Annotated in this window: 18 protein-coding genes; 15 read left to right on the top strand and 3 right to left on the bottom strand. The window is 54.2% G+C overall.

The genetic code is table 11. The annotated features are described in order from the left end of the window. Positions 1-71: 71 nt before the first annotated feature. Positions 72-545 carry an SsrA-binding protein SmpB gene (gene smpB / locus P2G53_RS04220; protein ID WP_275814270.1) on the bottom strand — a complete coding sequence of 158 codons (474 nt, stop codon included), beginning with the start codon at positions 543-545 and terminating at the stop codon, positions 72-74. Positions 546-709: 164 nt separating this feature from the next. Between smpB and P2G53_RS04225 the strand changes: the two genes are divergently transcribed. Genes P2G53_RS04225 through P2G53_RS04235 form a run of 3 tightly spaced genes read left to right on the top strand, consistent with a single transcriptional unit; the run spans position 710 to position 2,825 of the window. Beyond that, a complete protein-coding gene (locus P2G53_RS04225; protein ID WP_275814274.1) occupies positions 710-2,074 on the top strand; it encodes a sodium-dependent transporter in 1,365 nt (454 codons plus the stop codon). Positions 2,075-2,088: 14 nt separating this feature from the next. Beyond that, the gene (locus P2G53_RS04230; protein WP_275814278.1) at positions 2,089-2,523 is read left to right on the top strand and encodes a type II toxin-antitoxin system RatA family toxin; all 435 of its coding nucleotides are present in this window, start codon (positions 2,089-2,091) and stop codon (positions 2,521-2,523) included. An 8-nt stretch (positions 2,524-2,531) separates the two neighbouring features. Next, entirely contained in the window at positions 2,532-2,825 is a 294-nt protein-coding gene (locus P2G53_RS04235; protein WP_275814281.1) for an RnfH family protein, read from the top strand. Here the strand turns inward: P2G53_RS04235 and bamE are convergent, their stop codons facing one another. Next, positions 2,826-3,173, bottom strand: coding sequence for an outer membrane protein assembly factor BamE (gene bamE, locus P2G53_RS04240; protein WP_275814284.1), 348 nt, complete (start codon positions 3,171-3,173; stop codon positions 2,826-2,828). 178 nt (positions 3,174-3,351) lie between these two features. Here bamE and fur point away from each other — a divergent pair, with 178 nt between their 5' ends. Beyond that, complete coding sequence (fur, locus tag P2G53_RS04245; RefSeq protein ID WP_275814287.1) at positions 3,352-3,777, top strand: ferric iron uptake transcriptional regulator; 426 nt, start codon at positions 3,352-3,354, stop codon at positions 3,775-3,777. Between the two features lie 51 nt (positions 3,778-3,828). Here fur and recN read toward each other — a convergent pair whose 3' ends face one another. Then, positions 3,829-5,490 carry a DNA repair protein RecN gene (recN, locus tag P2G53_RS04250; RefSeq protein WP_275814291.1) on the bottom strand — a complete coding sequence of 554 codons (1,662 nt, stop codon included), beginning with the start codon at positions 5,488-5,490 and terminating at the stop codon, positions 3,829-3,831. A gap of 188 nt (positions 5,491-5,678) precedes the next feature. Between recN and grpE the strand changes: the two genes are divergently transcribed. The 11 genes from grpE (at position 5,679) to P2G53_RS04305 (ending at position 16,226) form a co-directional block, all read left to right on the top strand. After that, complete coding sequence (gene grpE, locus P2G53_RS04255) at positions 5,679-6,260, top strand: nucleotide exchange factor GrpE (RefSeq protein WP_275814294.1); 582 nt, start codon at positions 5,679-5,681, stop codon at positions 6,258-6,260. A 111-nt stretch (positions 6,261-6,371) separates the two neighbouring features. Beyond that, on the top strand, positions 6,372-8,297 hold the full coding sequence (dnaK, locus tag P2G53_RS04260; protein ID WP_275814297.1) for a molecular chaperone DnaK: 1,926 nt from the start codon (positions 6,372-6,374) through the stop codon (positions 8,295-8,297). Between the two features lie 130 nt (positions 8,298-8,427). Beyond that, positions 8,428-9,564, top strand: coding sequence for a molecular chaperone DnaJ (gene dnaJ / locus P2G53_RS04265; protein ID WP_275814300.1), 1,137 nt, complete (start codon positions 8,428-8,430; stop codon positions 9,562-9,564). 81 nt (positions 9,565-9,645) lie between these two features. Then, a complete protein-coding gene (gene cysE, locus P2G53_RS04270; protein WP_275814303.1) occupies positions 9,646-10,452 on the top strand; it encodes a serine O-acetyltransferase in 807 nt (268 codons plus the stop codon). A gap of 25 nt (positions 10,453-10,477) precedes the next feature. Next, the gene (dapB, locus tag P2G53_RS04275; protein WP_275814306.1) at positions 10,478-11,284 is read left to right on the top strand and encodes a 4-hydroxy-tetrahydrodipicolinate reductase; all 807 of its coding nucleotides are present in this window, start codon (positions 10,478-10,480) and stop codon (positions 11,282-11,284) included. A gap of 161 nt (positions 11,285-11,445) precedes the next feature. Continuing rightward, complete coding sequence (locus P2G53_RS04280) at positions 11,446-12,552, top strand: 4Fe-4S dicluster domain-containing protein (RefSeq protein WP_275814309.1); 1,107 nt, start codon at positions 11,446-11,448, stop codon at positions 12,550-12,552. Beyond that, positions 12,549-13,388: an FAD/NAD(P)-binding protein gene (locus tag P2G53_RS04285; protein WP_275814311.1), complete on the top strand. Its 840-nt coding sequence runs from the start codon at positions 12,549-12,551 to the stop codon at positions 13,386-13,388. Before P2G53_RS04280 ends, P2G53_RS04285 begins: the two co-directional genes overlap by 4 nt. Continuing rightward, positions 13,385-14,173, top strand: a complete 789-nt coding sequence (locus tag P2G53_RS04290) for a sulfhydrogenase subunit delta (RefSeq protein WP_275814314.1) — start codon at positions 13,385-13,387, stop codon at positions 14,171-14,173. Before P2G53_RS04285 ends, P2G53_RS04290 begins: the two co-directional genes overlap by 4 nt. Further along, positions 14,166-15,458, top strand: coding sequence for a nickel-dependent hydrogenase large subunit (locus P2G53_RS04295; protein WP_275814318.1), 1,293 nt, complete (start codon positions 14,166-14,168; stop codon positions 15,456-15,458). Before P2G53_RS04290 ends, P2G53_RS04295 begins: the two co-directional genes overlap by 8 nt. Continuing rightward, entirely contained in the window at positions 15,455-15,922 is a 468-nt protein-coding gene (locus tag P2G53_RS04300; RefSeq protein WP_275814321.1) for a hydrogenase maturation protease, read from the top strand. The genes P2G53_RS04295 and P2G53_RS04300 overlap by 4 nt, the downstream gene beginning before the upstream one ends. Next, on the top strand, positions 15,915-16,226 hold the full coding sequence (locus tag P2G53_RS04305) for a YqfO family protein (protein WP_275814324.1): 312 nt from the start codon (positions 15,915-15,917) through the stop codon (positions 16,224-16,226). Before P2G53_RS04300 ends, P2G53_RS04305 begins: the two co-directional genes overlap by 8 nt. Positions 16,227-16,232 lie beyond the last annotated feature (6 nt).

Below are 16,232 nucleotides of genomic sequence, written 5' to 3' on the forward strand. Positions count from 1 at the left end.
GTGATCTACACCTCACGGTGAAGATGCGAAGCGTAGTATATACGCTCAGACCAGTATTAACGAAGAAAGTTTTAGTTGGCGGCCAGAACGCGTTGTTTCTGGCGTTGCCAGTCGCGCTCTTTTTCAGTGGCGCGTTTGTCATGCAGTTTCTTGCCTTTCACCAGCGCGATTTCGCATTTGACACGGTTTTGCTTCCAGTAGAGCGCCAGGGCAACACAGGTGTAGCCTTTGGCTTGGGTGGCACCGATCAGTTTGTCGATTTCGCGTTTGTGAAGCAGCAGTTTGCGGTCCCGGGTAGGGTCAGCAACCACATGGGTGCAGGCGGTTTTCAACGGTGTGAAATGCGCACCAACCAGCCACGCCTCGCCATTTTTTAAGATGACGTAGGAGTCAACCAGCTGCGCACGACCTTCCCGCAGGCTTTTTACCTCCCATCCGGCCAAGACAACACCCGCTTCGAATTTATCCTCAATGAGGTATTCGTGGCGTGCGCGTTTGTTGAGACAGATGGTGTTGCCCGTGGGGGCTTTCTTCTTTTTGGCCATGGCGGGCGATTATATAGAGGCTCCTGACCCTTTAAAAGCGTTGTGAATTGTCTGTGGTAATTTGGCCCGGTAATCGGGGCCTAACTGACCGTAAACGTTGCACTTTTTGCCTGAAAAGTGGAATATTTTCAGTTAAATGCATGCAAACGCCGGGGTTATTTCCGATGCAGGAACGCAAAACCATTCATGAATCATGGGGCTCCCGCTGGATATTCATCCTTGCTGCCACGGGATCTGCGGTAGGTCTGGGTAATATTTGGAAGTTTCCCTATATCACCGGTGAGAACGGCGGTGGTGCCTTTGTACTGGTGTATCTGGTTTGTATTCTGGCGGTAGGTATTCCGATTATGATGGCGGAAGTCATGATTGGTCGCCGGGGGCAGCAGAGCCCGATTAATGCCATGCGGGATGTGGCGGAGGAGTCAGGCCATTCGGGGCGCTGGTCGCTGGTCGGCTGGATGGGTGTTCTGGCGGGATTCATGATTTTTTCGTTCTACTCGGTGGTGGCGGGCTGGGTACTCTATTATCTGGCCAGCATGGGAGCCGGTGATCTTGTCGCCATTGGCAGTGATACGGCTGTGCAGCGGTTCGAAGGGTTGTTAGCCGACTTTGATACGCTGCTGATCTGGCACACGGTGTTTGTGGTCATGGTGATGCTGGTCATCATGGGCGGTGTGCGCAAGGGTCTGGAAAATGCCGTGAAGTTTATGATGCCGGCCCTGTTTGTGCTGTTGTTTGTGTTGCTGATCTATTCGATGCAGTCCGGCAGTTTTATGCGTGGCTGGTCCTTCATGTTTGATTTCAATATAGAAAAGCTGACCATGCAGAGCGTGTTGATTGCGCTGGGGCACTCGTTCTTTACCCTGTCGCTGGGCATGGGTGCGATCATGGCGTATGGCTCGTATATGCCCAAACACACCTCAATTGGCGGTTCAGTGTTGATGATTGGTGGTCTGGATACGCTGGTGGCGCTGGTGGCCGGTCTGGCGATCTTTCCGATCGTGTTTGCCAATCAGCTTGATCCGGGGGCGGGCCCCGGCCTGATGTTTATCACCCTGCCGGTGGCCTTCGGTCAGATGCCGGGTGGCCAGATCTTCGGTTTCCTGTTCTTTATGCTGGTGGGGCTGGCGGCCTGGACTTCGGCAATCTCTCTGGTTGAACCGGCGACTGCCTGGCTGACTGAACGCTTTGGCTGGCACCGTATTCCATCCAGCCTGGTGCTGGGTGTCATTATCTGGTTGCTGGGTGTGGCGGCGTTGTCATCTTTTAACGTACTGGCTGATTTTAAAATCTTCGGCTTCACCATTTTTGATTTTCTGGACTTCACTACCGCGAATATCATGCTGCCACTGGGCGGTTTGTTTATCGCGGTGTTTGCAGGCTGGTTTATGAAGCAGGTACACAGCCGTGAAGAGCTGGCGATCAGCAACGCCATCTGGTTCAAAGCGTGGTATATTACGCTGCGCTACGTGGCTCCGGTTGCTGTAGCTGTGATCTTTATTTTGAACCTGTACGAAAAACTACAGTAAGGCCTGATTACCGCATGACCCGGGTAGAACGCAGTGCGCTGGTACTGCACAGCGCAGAGCAGATGTTTGATCTGGTGAATGATGTAAACGCCTATCCGGCTTTTCTGCCCTGGTGTGCCGCGACCAACCTGATCAGTGAATCTGAGACTGAGCTGGTAGCGACCTTGCATCTGGCCAAGGCCGGTCTTAAATACAGTTTTACCACCCGTAACCAGTTACAGCGTCCTACTGTGATGGAGCTGAGTCTGGTAGAAGGGCCTTTCTCGCAGTTTTCCGGTCGCTGGGATTTTACCCCCCTGAGCGAAGACGCCTGTAAAGTAACGCTGAATCTGAGTTTTGACTTTGCCGGTAAGCTGACCGCTATGGCGATGAGCAAGGTGTTTAATCAGGTAGCGACGACGCTGGTGGATGCGTTTGTCCAGCGGGCTGATCAGATTTATGACAAGTGAGGTCTTGCATGCTTGTTGAAGTGGCTTATGCCCTGCCAACCGAACAGAGAATTATTGCCGTACAGGTGCCAGATGGCGCCACTGCCTATGAAGCGGTGATGAAGTCCGGCATTGTGGAAGTGTTTCCGCAGATCGATCCGGACAATGATCCGATGGGTATCTTCGGCAAAGCGATGAAAGACCCCAAGGAAACCGTATTGTCAGAAGGGCAGCGGGTCGAGATCTATCGTCCGCTGATTGCCGATCCAAAAGAGGCCCGTGCTAAACGGGCCGCCAAGAAAAAAGCTGAAAAAGAGAGCTGATTACTGCTCTGCAGTGGCCGGATCGCCGCCTGGGCGGAAGTTGCCGCTGATGCTGCTGAGTTTTCCTTTACTGAAAAATACCGCCAGACGGTACTGTTCGATCGCGCCACTCTTGCCGGTTTTTTTGCGGTAGATGTAATCCCAGCGGTTCTGGTGGAAGGTATCTGTGACCAGCGGAGAACCCAGTACGTAGCGCACCTGATTGGGTGTCATGCCTGGACGCAGTTGATCGACCATCTCCTGCGTGACCACGTTGCCCTGAGGAATATCAATTTTATATACGCCAGGAAAACCGGAGCAACCGGCAAGGATGACGCTGAAAGCAAGGGCAATGAGTTTGGTTTGCATTCTGGTTCCGCTTCACTATTGAGCTGAAATCGGGATAATAAAGTTTCGGGCACCTCTGAACAACCCCGGCACGCGTCCGGGTGATTGAATCGACAGTAAAAAACGTCGTTTCTGGATGAGGTTATTTGCGGCAAGCTGCCTAGTGGCCTGCTGTGTAGAAAAAAACAGAGAATAAAATATGCCACTGGAAAATCAGGAGCTGCGCAAAGCGGGCCTTAAGGTCACGTTACCCCGGGTGAAGATTTATCAAATCCTTGAACGGGCTCAGGAAGGTGATCACTTCAGTGCTGAAGACATCTACAAGATGTTGATGGAGTCGGGTGAAGATGTGGGTCTGGCCACAGTTTACCGGGTACTGACTCAGTTTGAAGCTGCCGGTCTGGTGACGCGCCACCACTTTGAAGGCGGCCATTCCGTATTTGAGCTGTCACGTGATGAACACCACGATCACATTGTGTGTGTGAAATCCGGTGTGGTTAAAGAGTTCTCCGATCCGCGTCTGAACGAGCTGCTGGAAGAGATTGCCACCAATAACGGATTTACCCTGACTGACCGTACTGTATACCTGTACGGCGTTTACACGGGTGATCAAGGCGATAAATAAGTATCGTCAGCATAAAAAAAACCTGCCGCGGCAGGTTTTTTTGTGTCCAGCTTAAAGGCTGCCCAGCATCTCCCGGGCATGTTGTAACGAAGTGGCGGTAATGTCGATGCCGCCCAGCATGCGGGCAATCTCCTGCACCCGGTGCTCCTCCTCAAGCGATTGGATATCGGTTGAAGTGTGTGACTGCTCACTTTTCTTGCTGACAAACAGATGCTGATGACCCTGTGCTGCCACCTGAGGCTGGTGGGTAACGCAGAGAATCTGGGCCTGTTCACCTAGCTGACGCAGCAGGCGGCCCACTACTTCAGCCACACCGCCACCGATGCCGACATCAACTTCATCAAAGATCAGGGTCGGTGTTGAACTGGTCTGCGCAGTGATCACCTGAATGGCCAGGCTGATACGGGACAGTTCACCGCCGGAGGCGATTTTGGCCAGCGGTTTGGCAGGCTGGCCTGCATTGGTGATGATCATCAGTTCGATCTCTTCCAGCCCGGTTGCCGCCGGTGTTTTCAGCATGTTCAGGGCAACGTTGAGCTGCGCCGCTGGCATGCCTAACAGGTGAAGCTGTTCGCCAACCAGGTTGCCCAGTTCCTGCGCGGCACTCGCGCGTTTATGACTGAGTTCAGTGGCTAGCGCCAGATAAGCGGCTTCGGCATCTGCTACCCGTGCTGTCAGGTTTTCAATACTGGCGTCGCCGCCCTGCAGGCTGTCCAGCTCTTCTGCCAGCGCCTGATGCTGAGCCAGCAGTGCCGCGGGTTTGATACGGTGTTTGCGGGCAATGTCGTAAACCGTGCCCAGGCGCTCTTCGACCTCCTGTTGGCGTTCAGGGTCGATTTCAACCTGATCCAGGAAGTGGCGAATCTCGGTGCTGGCTTCTTCGGCCTGAATCAGTGCGCCATTCAGCATCTCGCTGGCCTGCAGCAGGGCCGGATGCTGACTATCCATTTTGTTGATCAGTTGCAGACTGTGGTTGAGCAGTTGCAGGCAGTTAACTTCATCGTTATCAGCCACCAGTTGCAGGATCTGATGGCCGTTGTGCTGAATATCGCCCGCGTTCTCCAGCAGTTTCTGCTCCTGCTCCAGCTGTTCGATCTCGCCTTCGGCCAGACTCAGTTGGTCCAGTTCTTCAACCTGATAACGCAGCAGTTGCAGGCGTGCCTGTTGTTCATCGTTTTGTTCGGTCAACTGGCGGAGGCGACTGGCCAGTTGCTGCCACGCCTGAAAAGCCTGTTTGACCTGCTGGGCCAGCGGATTCAGCGCCGCATAGTTATCCAGCAGGTTGCGGTGGTACTCCTTTTTTAACAGCCGCTGATGTTCATGCTGGCCGTGAATCGCCACCAGTAGCTCGCCCAGTTGCTTCACAGTGCCTGCGGGCGCGGGGCTGCCATTGATGTAGCAACGTGAGCGGCCATCGGTATTGATCACCCGGCGCAGCATGCACTCTTCGCCTTCATGCAGCTCCTGCTCTTCTAGCCAGCGTTGTGCTTCCGGGCAGCTCGATAATGAAAATACGGCGTTAATTTCGGCCCGGTCGGCTCCCTGGCGTACGGCGCCGCTGTCGGCGCGGTCGCCCAATGCCAGTGCAAGTGCATCCAGCATGATCGACTTGCCGGCACCGGTTTCGCCACTGACAACGGTCATGCCGTTTTCCAGCTCAAGGTCCAGTGAATCAACGATGGCAAAATTGCGAATAGAGAGTTGCGTCAGCATGATTTGTATATCTGGTTATTTATACAGTGTTTTGTATAAGCCATATTTTATTCGCATGCAATGCCCAAAATGAAAAACCAGAAAATTTTCATCAACGGTTGAAAGGTATCCAGCTGTCCCCATATTAGCCAGCAATCGGATTTACGCCTGAATGAAGTGCCCGTGAAGGGCAGATTTGGAGAGTTTTTATGGCAGATGAAAAAAACAACCCGAACACTGAGTCTGAACAGGTTGCAGAGCCAGTGACCGAAGAGACCGTTGTGGAAGCTCAGGATGCAGCAGATGCCGCTGAGAATCAGGTTGATGCTGAACAGCTGGCGCGTGAGCTGGCTGAAGCAGTATCTGAAATTGAAACCCTGAAGGATCAGATGCTGCGCATTCAGGCGGATGCGCAGAATGTGCGCCGTCGTGCTGAGATGGATGTCGAAAAAGCGCACAAGTTTGGCATTGAAAAATTCGTTAATGAAATGCTGCCGGTTGTAGACAGTCTGGAACGTGCCATCGAAACCTTTGGTGACGAAGAAGCACACAAGCCAATGCGTGAAGGGGTTGAGATGACCCTGAACATGCTGGTGTCGGGGCTGGGTAAATTCCAGGTGGAGCAGGTAGCACCCGAAGGTCAGCCGTTTGATCCGGAACTGCACCAGGCCATGTCGATGGTTGACGTGCCGGGCGCAGAAGCCAACACCGTGGTCGCGGTGATGCAGAAGGGTTACACCCTGAGCGGCCGGCTGGTACGTCCTGCCATGGTGATGGTAGCAAAAGCATAAGAAAGTTTGTGTAGGCCCCTTGAAACATATCGCGGCGCACACATATAGAACTCAAGTAAAACAGATTTAAGCCTGCCGCTAGATGTGGCAGTGATTTTGGAGCAGATACACATGGGCAAAATCATCGGTATTGACCTGGGGACCACCAACTCCTGTGTTGCCATCCTGGATGGTGGCAATGCCAAAGTGATTGAGAACGCTGAAGGCGATCGCACTACACCGTCTATCATCGCGTACAAAGACGACGGTGAAACACTGGTGGGTCAGCCTGCTAAGCGTCAGGCGGTCACTAATCCTAACAACACATTGTTTGCCATCAAACGTCTGATTGGCCGTCGTTTCAAAGATGACGTGGTTCAGAAAGACATCAAAATGGTGCCATACAAAATCATCGAAGCTGACAACGGTGATGCCTGGGTACAGGTGCAGGACAAAAAACTGGCAGCGCCTCAGGTGTCTGCTGAAGTCCTGAAAAAGATGAAGAAAACAGCTGAAGACTACCTGGGTGAGAAAGTCACCGAAGCGGTTATCACTGTGCCTGCATACTTCAACGATGCTCAGCGTCAGGCAACCAAAGATGCCGGTAAGATCGCGGGCCTGGAAGTAAAACGTATCATCAACGAGCCAACTGCTGCGGCACTGGCTTATGGTATGGATAAGTCCAAAGGCGACAAAACCATCGCAGTTTATGACCTGGGTGGTGGTACTTTCGATATCTCTATCATCGAAATTGCTGAAGTTGACGGCGAACACCAGTTTGAAGTGCTCTCTACCAACGGTGACACCTTCCTGGGTGGTGAAGACTTTGATATGCGCCTGATCGAGTATCTGGCGGCTGAATTCAAGAAAGAGAGTGGCATTGACCTGCACAACGATCCGCTGGCGCTGCAGCGTCTGAAAGAAGCGGCTGAGAAAGCGAAGGTTGAACTCTCTTCTGCGCAGCAGACCGACGTGAACCTGCCGTACATCACTGCAGATGCCACCGGTCCTAAGCACCTGAACGTTAAAGTGACCCGCGCCAAACTGGAATCTCTGGTAGAAGAGTTGGTTAACCGTTCTCTGGAACCTTGCCGTATCGCGCTGAAAGACTCTGACCTGAACGCTTCCGAGATCGACGAAGTGATTCTGGTGGGTGGTCAGACCCGTATGCCAATGGTGCAGAAGAAAGTGGCTGAGTTCTTCGGCAAAGAACCACGTAAAGACGTGAACCCGGATGAAGCGGTTGCCATGGGTGCTGCGATTCAGGGTGCGGTTCTGGCCGGTGACGTGAAAGACGTGCTGCTGCTGGACGTAACGCCTCTGACCCTGGGTATCGAAACCATGGGTGGTGTGGCTACGCCGCTGATCGATAAAAACACTACGATTCCAACCAAGAAATCGCAGACCTTCTCGACTGCAGATGACAACCAGACCGCTGTAACCATTCACGTGGTACAGGGTGAGCGTAAACAGGCGAATGCGAACAAGTCTCTGGGTCGTTTTGATCTGGCAGATATTCCGCCTGCACCACGTGGCATGCCTCAGATCGAAGTAACCTTCGACCTGGATGCCAACGGTATCCTGAACGTGTCTGCCAAAGACAAGGCAACCGGTAAGGAGCAGTCCATCGTGATCAAGGCCTCTTCCGGTCTGAGCGATGACGAGATCGAACAGATGGTCAACGATGCAGCGGCACACGCTGAAGAAGACAAGAAGTTCGAAGAGCTGACCGCATCCCGTAACCAGGGCGATGCCATGGTTCACTCCGCGCGCAAAACACTGGAAGAAGCCGGTGATAAAGCGACCGAAGAGGAAAAAACTAGCATCGAAGCGGCAATTGAAGCACTGGAAACAGCGCTGAAAGGCTCCGATAAGGATGAAATCGAAAGCAAAACCGCTGCGTTGACCGAAGCAATCTCTGGCGTCGCTCAGAAGATGTACGCTGAAGCAGCACAGCAGGCAGAAGGTGCTCAGGGCGAAGGCGCTGGACAGGCTTCTGGCGATAAAGACGATGCCGTTGATGCTGAGTTTGAAGAAGTGAAAGACGACAAAAAATAAGTCGTCTTACGCCTGCAAAGGCGTGTAATACAACTGCCTGACGGAGTTTCTGTCAGGCAGCCATCAGGCATCGCGGGCATCAGCCCGCGTTGTCATATCCGGCAAACCGCTTTGGGTATGTGACTGAGTTATGTCAAAACGAGATTATTACGACGTTCTGGGTGTGTCCCGGGATGCCTCTGATTCAGAGATTAAAAAAGCCTTCCGCCGCATGGCGATGAAATATCATCCGGACCGTAATCCGGACGATAAGGAAGCGGAAGAAAACTTCAAAGAGGTGAACGAAGCCTACGAAGTGCTCTCTGATGCACAGAAAAAAGCCGCCTATGACCAGTATGGTCATGCAGGTGTTGACCCCAATATGCGGGGCGGCCACGGCGGTGGTTTTGAGGGCAGCTTCTCAGATATTTTCGGCGACGTATTCGGTGATATTTTCGGTGGCGGCGGAGGCGGTGGCCGTCGTCGCAGCTCCGTGCAGCGTGGCGCAGACCTGCGTTACACCATGGAGCTGTCGCTTGAAGAGGCGGTACGTGGCGTCGAGAAAACCATCAAAGTACCAACGCTGGTGCCATGTGAAACATGCGATGGCAGTGGTGCCAAGCCGGGTTCGTCCGCCAAGGTCTGCGGTACCTGTGGTGGCCATGGCCAGGTGCGGATGCAGCAGGGCTTTTTCTCTGTGCAGCAGACCTGTCCGGCCTGTCATGGTGAAGGCCGCGTGATCAGCGATCCTTGCACCGATTGTCATGGCCACGGCCGTAAAGAAAAAACCAAAACCCTGTCGGTCAAGATCCCTGCTGGTGTGGATACGGGTGATCGTATTCGTCTGGCCGGTGAAGGTGAAGCCGGTACTCACGGCGGTCCTGCGGGTGATCTTTACGTTCAGGTGCATGTGCGTGCGCATCCGATTTTTGAACGTGATGGCCGTAACCTGTATTGCGAAGTGCCGATCAGTTTTATTGATGCTGCTCTGGGTGGCGAGCTGGAAGTCCCGACGCTGGATGGCCGCGTTAAACTGAAAGTACCGGCAGAAACGCAGACCGGTAAAATGTTCCGTCTGCGTGGCAAGGGCGTAGCCCCGGTACGCGGCGGCGCGACTGGTGACCTGCTGGTGAAAGTGGTTCTGGAAACGCCTGTGAACCTGAGCAGCCGTCAGAAAGAGCTGCTGAAAGAGTTCCAGCAGGAGATGGATCAGGGCAACCATAAGCACAGTCCGAAAAAAGCCGGATTCTTCGATTCGGTGAAAAAGTTCTTTGAAGACATGACCTGAACACGGGTCTAATCTTAACAGTCAGGGGAATATGACGGCCGCTGTGGTTGTTTTATTCCCCCGATTGCTGACGAGGTCATCATGTATCCCAACTCCCTGACCCCTGATGAAATCTGGGGGCTGATCATCGAAGAAGCTGAGCTGGAAGCCCAGCAGGAACCGGTGCTATCAGGCTTTTATCATGCCAATATTCTGGGTCACCAGAGTTTGTGCTCTTCGCTGGCTTACCTGTTGTCACGCAAGCTGGATGATGACGCTTTGCCTGCAGTCACCCTGCGGTTGGTGATTGAGGAAGTGCTGCGTGACGCGCCGGAAATCCTTCAGGCCACCAGTTGTGATCTGGCGGCGGTGCGGTCCCGCGATCCCGCAATCGATAAATACTCCACTGTCTTGCTGTATCTCAAGGGTTTTCATGCCCTGCAGGCCTACAGGGTAGCGCATTATATGTGGCATCAGGGACGTAAAAGCATGGCGCTGTATATCCAGAGCCGCGTTAGCAGCGAGTTGCAGGTGGATATTCACCCGGCTGCGCGTATTGGTCGTGGTGTGATGTTTGACCATGCTACCGGGATCGTGATTGGTGAAACCTCGGTGATTGAAGATGATGTGTCGATTCTGCAATCCGTTACCCTGGGCGGTACCGGTAAAGAGTGCGGCGATCGTCACCCGAAAATTCGCGAAGGCGTCATGATTGCTGCCGGTGCCAAAATTTTCGGCAATATCGAAATTGGTGTGGGCGCCAAAATTGGTGGTGGCAGTGTGGTATTGGATAATGTGCCGCCGCATACCACGGTTGTGGGTGTGCCCGCTAAAGCTGTGGGTCATCCGCAGGGTGATAAACCTGCGTTGGATATGAATCAGAATATCCTGCTGGATACCGACGACTAAGCAAACCTGAAAAACGGATTAGAGCATGATTAGAGTGGCAGTAACCGGCGCCGCCGGACGGATGGGCAAAGCCAATATTGAAGCAATCCAGATGGCCGAGGGTGTCTCCCTGACCGCGGCGATTGTTGAACCCAGCAGCACGCTGGTGGGCGCTGATGCCGGTGAAGTCGCCGGTGTTGGCAAACTGGGTGTTGCGCTGGTTGATTCTCTGGCGGCGGTGGTGAATGACTTTGATGTGCTGATCGACTTCACCGCGCCGGAAGTGACCCTGAACAATGTCGCTTTCTGTGCTGAACAGGGTAAAAAAGTGGTAGTGGGTACTACCGGCCTGTCCGATGCTCAGAAAGCTGAGTTGCAGGAACTGAGTGCCAAAACCGCCATCATGTTTGCGCCGAATATGAGCGTGGGCGTCAACCTGTGTTTTAAGCTGCTGGAAATTGCCGCTAAAGCACTGGGCAATGATGATTACGATATCGAGGTGATTGAAGCGCATCATCGTCATAAAGTGGATTCGCCTTCTGGTACCGCGTTGCGTATGGGTGAAGTGGTGGCTGATGCGTTGGGTCGTGACCTGAAAACCTGTGCGGTTTATGGCCGTGAAGGTCAGGTGGGTGCTCGTCCCCGCGGTGAAATCGGCTTTGAAACCATCCGTGCCGGTGACGTGGTGGGTGATCATACGGTGCTGTTTGCCACCGAGGGTGAACGTATTGAGATTACTCACAAAGCCAGCAACCGTCTGACTTTTGCCAAAGGTGCGGTGCGTGCCGCGGCCTGGTTACAGGACAAAAACAGCGGTCTGTTTGATATGCAGGATGTGCTGGGCCTGCGTTAAACCATCTGCCTGTTTGATGTTCAGAAAACCCGCAGCGTTGTCTGCGGGTTTTTTTTATGCCTAAAACCGTAAACATTGATCTGTCGCCTATTGCCCGGGTTGGGTCTGTTCTAATCTTATAGCGAAACTGTTTTCAAACTGACGATCTGCAGGTTAGGTATATGGATGTTCGACGCCCGAATTACCTGAAGCGGGAGGATTTTCAGCAGCTGATTGATCTGCTCTGGGCGGCGGGTTATCAGGTGCTTGGTCCTCAGGTGCATGAGGGGGCGATTCTCTATGCGGAACTCAAACGTATTGAACAGCTGCCCAAAGGTATCAGTGACCACCAGATCCCGGGACGGTATTCGCTAGAAACAACGGATTCCCCCCGCTGGTTTGACTGGGCCAATGGGCCTCAGGCGATTAAACCGCTGGTATTCCCGTCACGCGAAACCCTCTGGCAGGCGCGGCGTCAGGCCGATGGCACGATCGAATTTATGATACCCGAGCAACAGGTGCCCAAAGTGGCGGTGCTGGGTGTTAAAGCCTGTGATCTGGCCGCCCTGCGCCTGCAGGACCAGCATTTTATGGAAGGCAGTTATATCGACCCTGGCTATGCTGCCAAACGTATGGGGCTGTTGCTGGTCGGTATCAATTGCAGCCATGCCAGTGAAGCCTGTTTCTGTCATTCCACCGGCGACGGGCCAGAGATCACCAATGGGGCTGACATAGCTTTGGCTGAACTGGAAACAGGTTTTGTGATCCGGGCGGATACCCCTGCTGGAGAGGCTCTGCTGCAACAATTACCACTTGAGCGGGTAGCTGCGGAGCAATTGGCGCAGGTGAAATCCCAGACAGAACAGACAGTGCAGCAACAGGTGCGTCGGTTGCCGGTGATCCAGCCTGATCAGCTCCAGAAGTTACGCGACCACCCCCAGTGGGACGATGTGGCTGAACGTTGTCTGGCCTGTGGCAACTGCACCATGGTGTGCCCAACCTGTTTCTGTCATCACCAGAGTGATGAGCTGACCCTCACCGGTGAACTCAGCCGCCATCAGCGAGAGTGGGACAGCTGTTTTGGCGAAAGCCATGGTCATCTGGCGGGGATGCAGGTGAGGCCTGATGTGAAACCCCGCTACCAACAATGGATGATCCATAAACTCGATGTCTGGCAGCACCAGTACGGCCGTTCTGGCTGCGTGGGCTGTGGTCGCTGCACCAGCTGGTGTCCGGCGGAGATCGATTTTGTCGCGGAAGTGCGTGCTCTGACGGGAGAAACCCCATGAACATGGCGGAGCTTTACCGGCCCATGCAGGCCGAAGTGCGTGAGGTGATCCATGAGTCGCCCACTATCTTCACCCTGCGTCTGGAACTGGTCGATCCGGCAGAACGCCGGTGTTATCAGTTCCGTCCGGGTCAGTTCAATATGCTGTACCTGTTCGGGGTAGGCGAGGTGCCTATTTCGATTGTGTCTGATCCGGCGGATGAGCAGTTAATCGACCATACCATTCGCATTGTCGGCAGGGTCACTGAAGGGATGGCTAAACTGCAGGTGGGTGACCGACTGGGGCTGCGGGGGCCGTTTGGCCGGGGCTGGCCAATGCGTCAGGCCCAGGGCAGTGATCTGGTGGTGGTCACCGGGGGGCTGGGCTGTGCACCGGTTGTGGCGGCGATCAACTATGCGCTGAAGCGGCGTGACCGGTTTGGCAAAATCTGTGTGGTGCAGGGTGTCAAACACAGCAATGACCTGATCTGGGCTGAGATGTATGCGCGCTGGCGGCAACTGCCGGATGTGCAGGTGTTGCTGGCCGCCGATCAGGCGGGCCAGGGCTGGCCTTTTCATCAGGGTCGTATCACAGAACTACTGGATCAGATTACTGCAGATCTGCCGAACGCCTTGGCCATGGTCTGTGGGCCGGAAGGATTGATGCATGCGGCGGCTGAGAAGCTGATCGAACTCGGACAGCCACCGGAACACATCTATCTCAGTCTGGAAAGAAACATGCAATGTGCAGTAGGCCATTGCGGACACTGCCAGTTCGGTGCTGATTTTATTTGCCATGATGGTCCGGTCTTTACCTACCCTCAGGTGGCAGACCGCCTGTGTACGGAGGGTGTATGAAACGACCACGCCTGACCCTTGCCGTGCATAAATTCAGCTCCTGCGATGGCTGTCAGCTTGCCATGCTGAATATGGGGCCGGATCTGCTGACACTGGCAGAAGAGGTGGAGATAAAACATTTTGCCGAAGCAGGTTTGCTGGATGAAGAAACTAAAGTGGATATCGCGCTGGTTGAGGGCAGCGTGGTTACCGCCCATGATAAACAGCGCATCCTGCAGGTGCGGGCGCGCAGTCGTTTTCTGATTACCATCGGCGCCTGCGCTACCTCCGGTGGGATTCAGGCGCTGAAAAATCTTTCGGCGGAACGCGATCTCTGGCCGGGGCAGATCTATCCCAGCCCTGAATTTATTGACTGTCTGGACTGCTCTGATGCGATCAAAACCCATGTAAAAGTGGATTTTGAACTCTGGGGCTGCCCGATCAACAGTGCTCAGATCTGTGCTGCAATTGGTCAGTTGCTGGAAGGGGTGATGCCACCGGAACTGAATGAAAAGCTCTGTGTTGAGTGTAAGCGCAGGCAACTGGTCTGTACGCTGGTGACCCGGGGCGAACCCTGTCTGGGACCGGTTACCCGGACCGGCTGTGGTGCTCTCTGCCCGGCGTTTGGACGGGGCTGTTATGGTTGTTATGGTCCGTCGGAATTGCCCCATGCAAATGCTTTGGCACGGCGTTTTACCGGGCTGGGGCTGGCACCGGAAGCGGTAGGGCGACGGTTTCATCTGATCCATCCCCAGCAGCCTGAATTTGCGGATATTCCGTTTATCGAGGAGACGGCCAATGACTGAGCGTCGGATCAAGATTGATGTGCCCAGTCTGGCCCGTGTCGAAGGCGAGGGTGCGCTGCACCTTAATATTGAGGGCGACCGGCTGGCGGGTTTGCGTTTCAAAATTTATGAGCCGCCCCGCTTCTTTGAGAAATTTCTGGAAGGACGTCATTTCAATGAACTGCCGGACATCGTGGCGCGCATCTGTGGCATCTGTCCGGTGGCCTATCAGGTCAGTGCCGCCAATGCGATTGAAAGCCTGTTTCAGGCTCCCCTGACCCCCTGGATCAAACAAATGCGCCGTCTGTTGTACTGCGGCGAATGGCTGCAGAGTCACAGTTTGCATATTCATCTGCTGGCGCTGCCGGACTACTTTGGCCATGACAGTGCCATTGGTCTGGCAGGTGATTTCCCCGATGAAGTACGCCGTGGTTTTGCCCTGCAGGATGCCGGTAATCAGATCATGCGGTTGCTGGGTGGACGTTCGGTACATCCGGTGGGATTAAAAATTGGCGGTTTTTACCATGCCCCCCCGGTGGGTGAAGTACAGACTTTGCTGGACCATCTGACCACATTACTGCCTGCGGCTGAGCAGATGTGTCGCTGGTTGGCCACGATTGATCTGCCGGAAGAGGAACAGGTCTTTACCTCGGTGGCGTTGACCGGCGCTGCTTACCCGATTGAACAGGGTGAGCTGATCAGCAGTCAGGGCTTGCGTCTTTCGCCCGATCAGTATGACCAGCATTTTGCTGAACATCAGGCACCGCACTCCACGGCGCTCTGGAGTCTGTTAGAGGGCAAGGATTATCTGGTCGGGCCATTGGCCCGGCTCAACCTGAATCATGCGCTGTTGCCTCCACAAATCCAGTCACTGTTAACTGAGGTGGGCAATCCGTTTCCCAGCCGGAATATGTTCCATAGCATGTTGGCGCGGGGTTTAGAGGTGCTGTTTGCACTGACCGAGGCGATTTCAATTCTGCAGCAGTATGTGTTGCCGGACTGCCCTGCGGTTGAGGTTGAGCCTGTGGCTGGCATTGCCTGTGGCTGGAGTGAAGCGCCCAGGGGTCTTCTCTGGCAACGTTATGAACTGGACCAGCACGGGATCATTCAAGCCGCCCGGATTGTACCGCCGACCAGCCAGAATCAGGCACGCATTGAGCAGGATCTGCAGCAGTCCCTGAACCGTTTTGGCTTGTCCCAGTCAGATGAGGCATTACGTCTGCACAGCGAAAAAGTGATTCGAAACTATGATCCCTGTATCTCCTGTGCCACCCATTTCCTGAAACTGACCACAGAGCGGCGATGACAGAACTGGCTGTATTTGGATTAGGTTCTGCTCACGGTGATGACCGCCTTGGCTGGGAGGTGGTGCAACGTCTTCAGGCGTTGTCGTTGCCCGGTGTTGAACTCAGAGCCATCAGCGTGCCCAGCGCTGGTTTGTTGACTCAGCTCATGCAATATTCTCACGTGATTCTGGTGGATGCGGTTGATTGTTGCGCTGCAGCAGGAAGCCTGTTTCACTACAAAGAAGCCGACATTGAACAGGTCGAGTCCCTGCAGGCCCTGTCGAGCCACCATATTGGTCTGCCGGAGCTGCTGCAGCTCGCCAGAGTGCTGGATCTAAAGTTGCCGCCACTGGACGTGTTTGCCGTGCAGATTGAGGACTGTCAGCCCATGGCGCCGTTATCGGCGGCCGTTGAGGCTGCCATTCCGGAATTGATCTGTCAGATCTGTAACACCATCAGGGAGAGTAGTGCTGAGCATGTATAAGCTGACATTTTTTGTGCCGGATTCACACCTCGAATCGGTGAAAGCAGGGTTGTTCAATCTGGGTGTCGGACGGATCGGTGACTATGACAGCTGCTGCTGGCAAGTGCTGGGGGAAGGCCAGTTCCGGCCCCTGGCGGGCAGTGATCCACACATTGGTTCACTGGGTGAACTGGAGCGGTTGCCTGAATGGAAGGTCGAAATGGTCTGCGAAGACAGCCTGATTCGCGAAGCCGTTGCTGAGTTGAAACGGGTGCATCCCTATGAAGAGGTTGCCTATGATGTCTGGCAACTGGCCGATCTGTAATTGCAA

The organism is Neptuniibacter sp. CAU 1671 (genome assembly GCF_029222905.1).
Lineage (GTDB): Bacteria > Pseudomonadota > Gammaproteobacteria > Pseudomonadales > Balneatricaceae > Neptuniibacter.

What these genes read in the sequence shown, in the direction of transcription:
- P2G53_RS04305 (WP_275814324.1), top strand. Translation starts at nt 15,915, where the DNA reads ATGTATAAGCTGACATTTTTTGTGCCGGATTCACACCTCGAATCGGTG.
- P2G53_RS04290 (WP_275814314.1), top strand. Translation starts at nt 13,385, where the DNA reads ATGAAACGACCACGCCTGACCCTTGCCGTGCATAAATTCAGCTCCTGC.
- smpB (WP_275814270.1), bottom strand. Translation starts at nt 545, where the DNA reads ATGGCCAAAAAGAAGAAAGCCCCCACGGGCAACACCATCTGTCTCAAC.
- P2G53_RS04295 (WP_275814318.1), top strand. Translation starts at nt 14,166, where the DNA reads ATGACTGAGCGTCGGATCAAGATTGATGTGCCCAGTCTGGCCCGTGTC.
- dnaJ (WP_275814300.1), top strand. Translation starts at nt 8,428, where the DNA reads ATGTCAAAACGAGATTATTACGACGTTCTGGGTGTGTCCCGGGATGCC.
- dnaK (WP_275814297.1), top strand. Translation starts at nt 6,372, where the DNA reads ATGGGCAAAATCATCGGTATTGACCTGGGGACCACCAACTCCTGTGTT.
- P2G53_RS04225 (WP_275814274.1), top strand. Translation starts at nt 710, where the DNA reads ATGCAGGAACGCAAAACCATTCATGAATCATGGGGCTCCCGCTGGATA.
- grpE (WP_275814294.1), top strand. Translation starts at nt 5,679, where the DNA reads ATGGCAGATGAAAAAAACAACCCGAACACTGAGTCTGAACAGGTTGCA.
- P2G53_RS04300 (WP_275814321.1), top strand. Translation starts at nt 15,455, where the DNA reads ATGACAGAACTGGCTGTATTTGGATTAGGTTCTGCTCACGGTGATGAC.
- P2G53_RS04285 (WP_275814311.1), top strand. Translation starts at nt 12,549, where the DNA reads ATGAACATGGCGGAGCTTTACCGGCCCATGCAGGCCGAAGTGCGTGAG.
- bamE (WP_275814284.1), bottom strand. Translation starts at nt 3,173, where the DNA reads ATGCAAACCAAACTCATTGCCCTTGCTTTCAGCGTCATCCTTGCCGGT.
- cysE (WP_275814303.1), top strand. Translation starts at nt 9,646, where the DNA reads ATGTATCCCAACTCCCTGACCCCTGATGAAATCTGGGGGCTGATCATC.
- P2G53_RS04235 (WP_275814281.1), top strand. Translation starts at nt 2,532, where the DNA reads ATGCTTGTTGAAGTGGCTTATGCCCTGCCAACCGAACAGAGAATTATT.
- fur (WP_275814287.1), top strand. Translation starts at nt 3,352, where the DNA reads ATGCCACTGGAAAATCAGGAGCTGCGCAAAGCGGGCCTTAAGGTCACG.
- dapB (WP_275814306.1), top strand. Translation starts at nt 10,478, where the DNA reads ATGATTAGAGTGGCAGTAACCGGCGCCGCCGGACGGATGGGCAAAGCC.
- P2G53_RS04230 (WP_275814278.1), top strand. Translation starts at nt 2,089, where the DNA reads ATGACCCGGGTAGAACGCAGTGCGCTGGTACTGCACAGCGCAGAGCAG.
- recN (WP_275814291.1), bottom strand. Translation starts at nt 5,490, where the DNA reads ATGCTGACGCAACTCTCTATTCGCAATTTTGCCATCGTTGATTCACTG.
- P2G53_RS04280 (WP_275814309.1), top strand. Translation starts at nt 11,446, where the DNA reads ATGGATGTTCGACGCCCGAATTACCTGAAGCGGGAGGATTTTCAGCAG.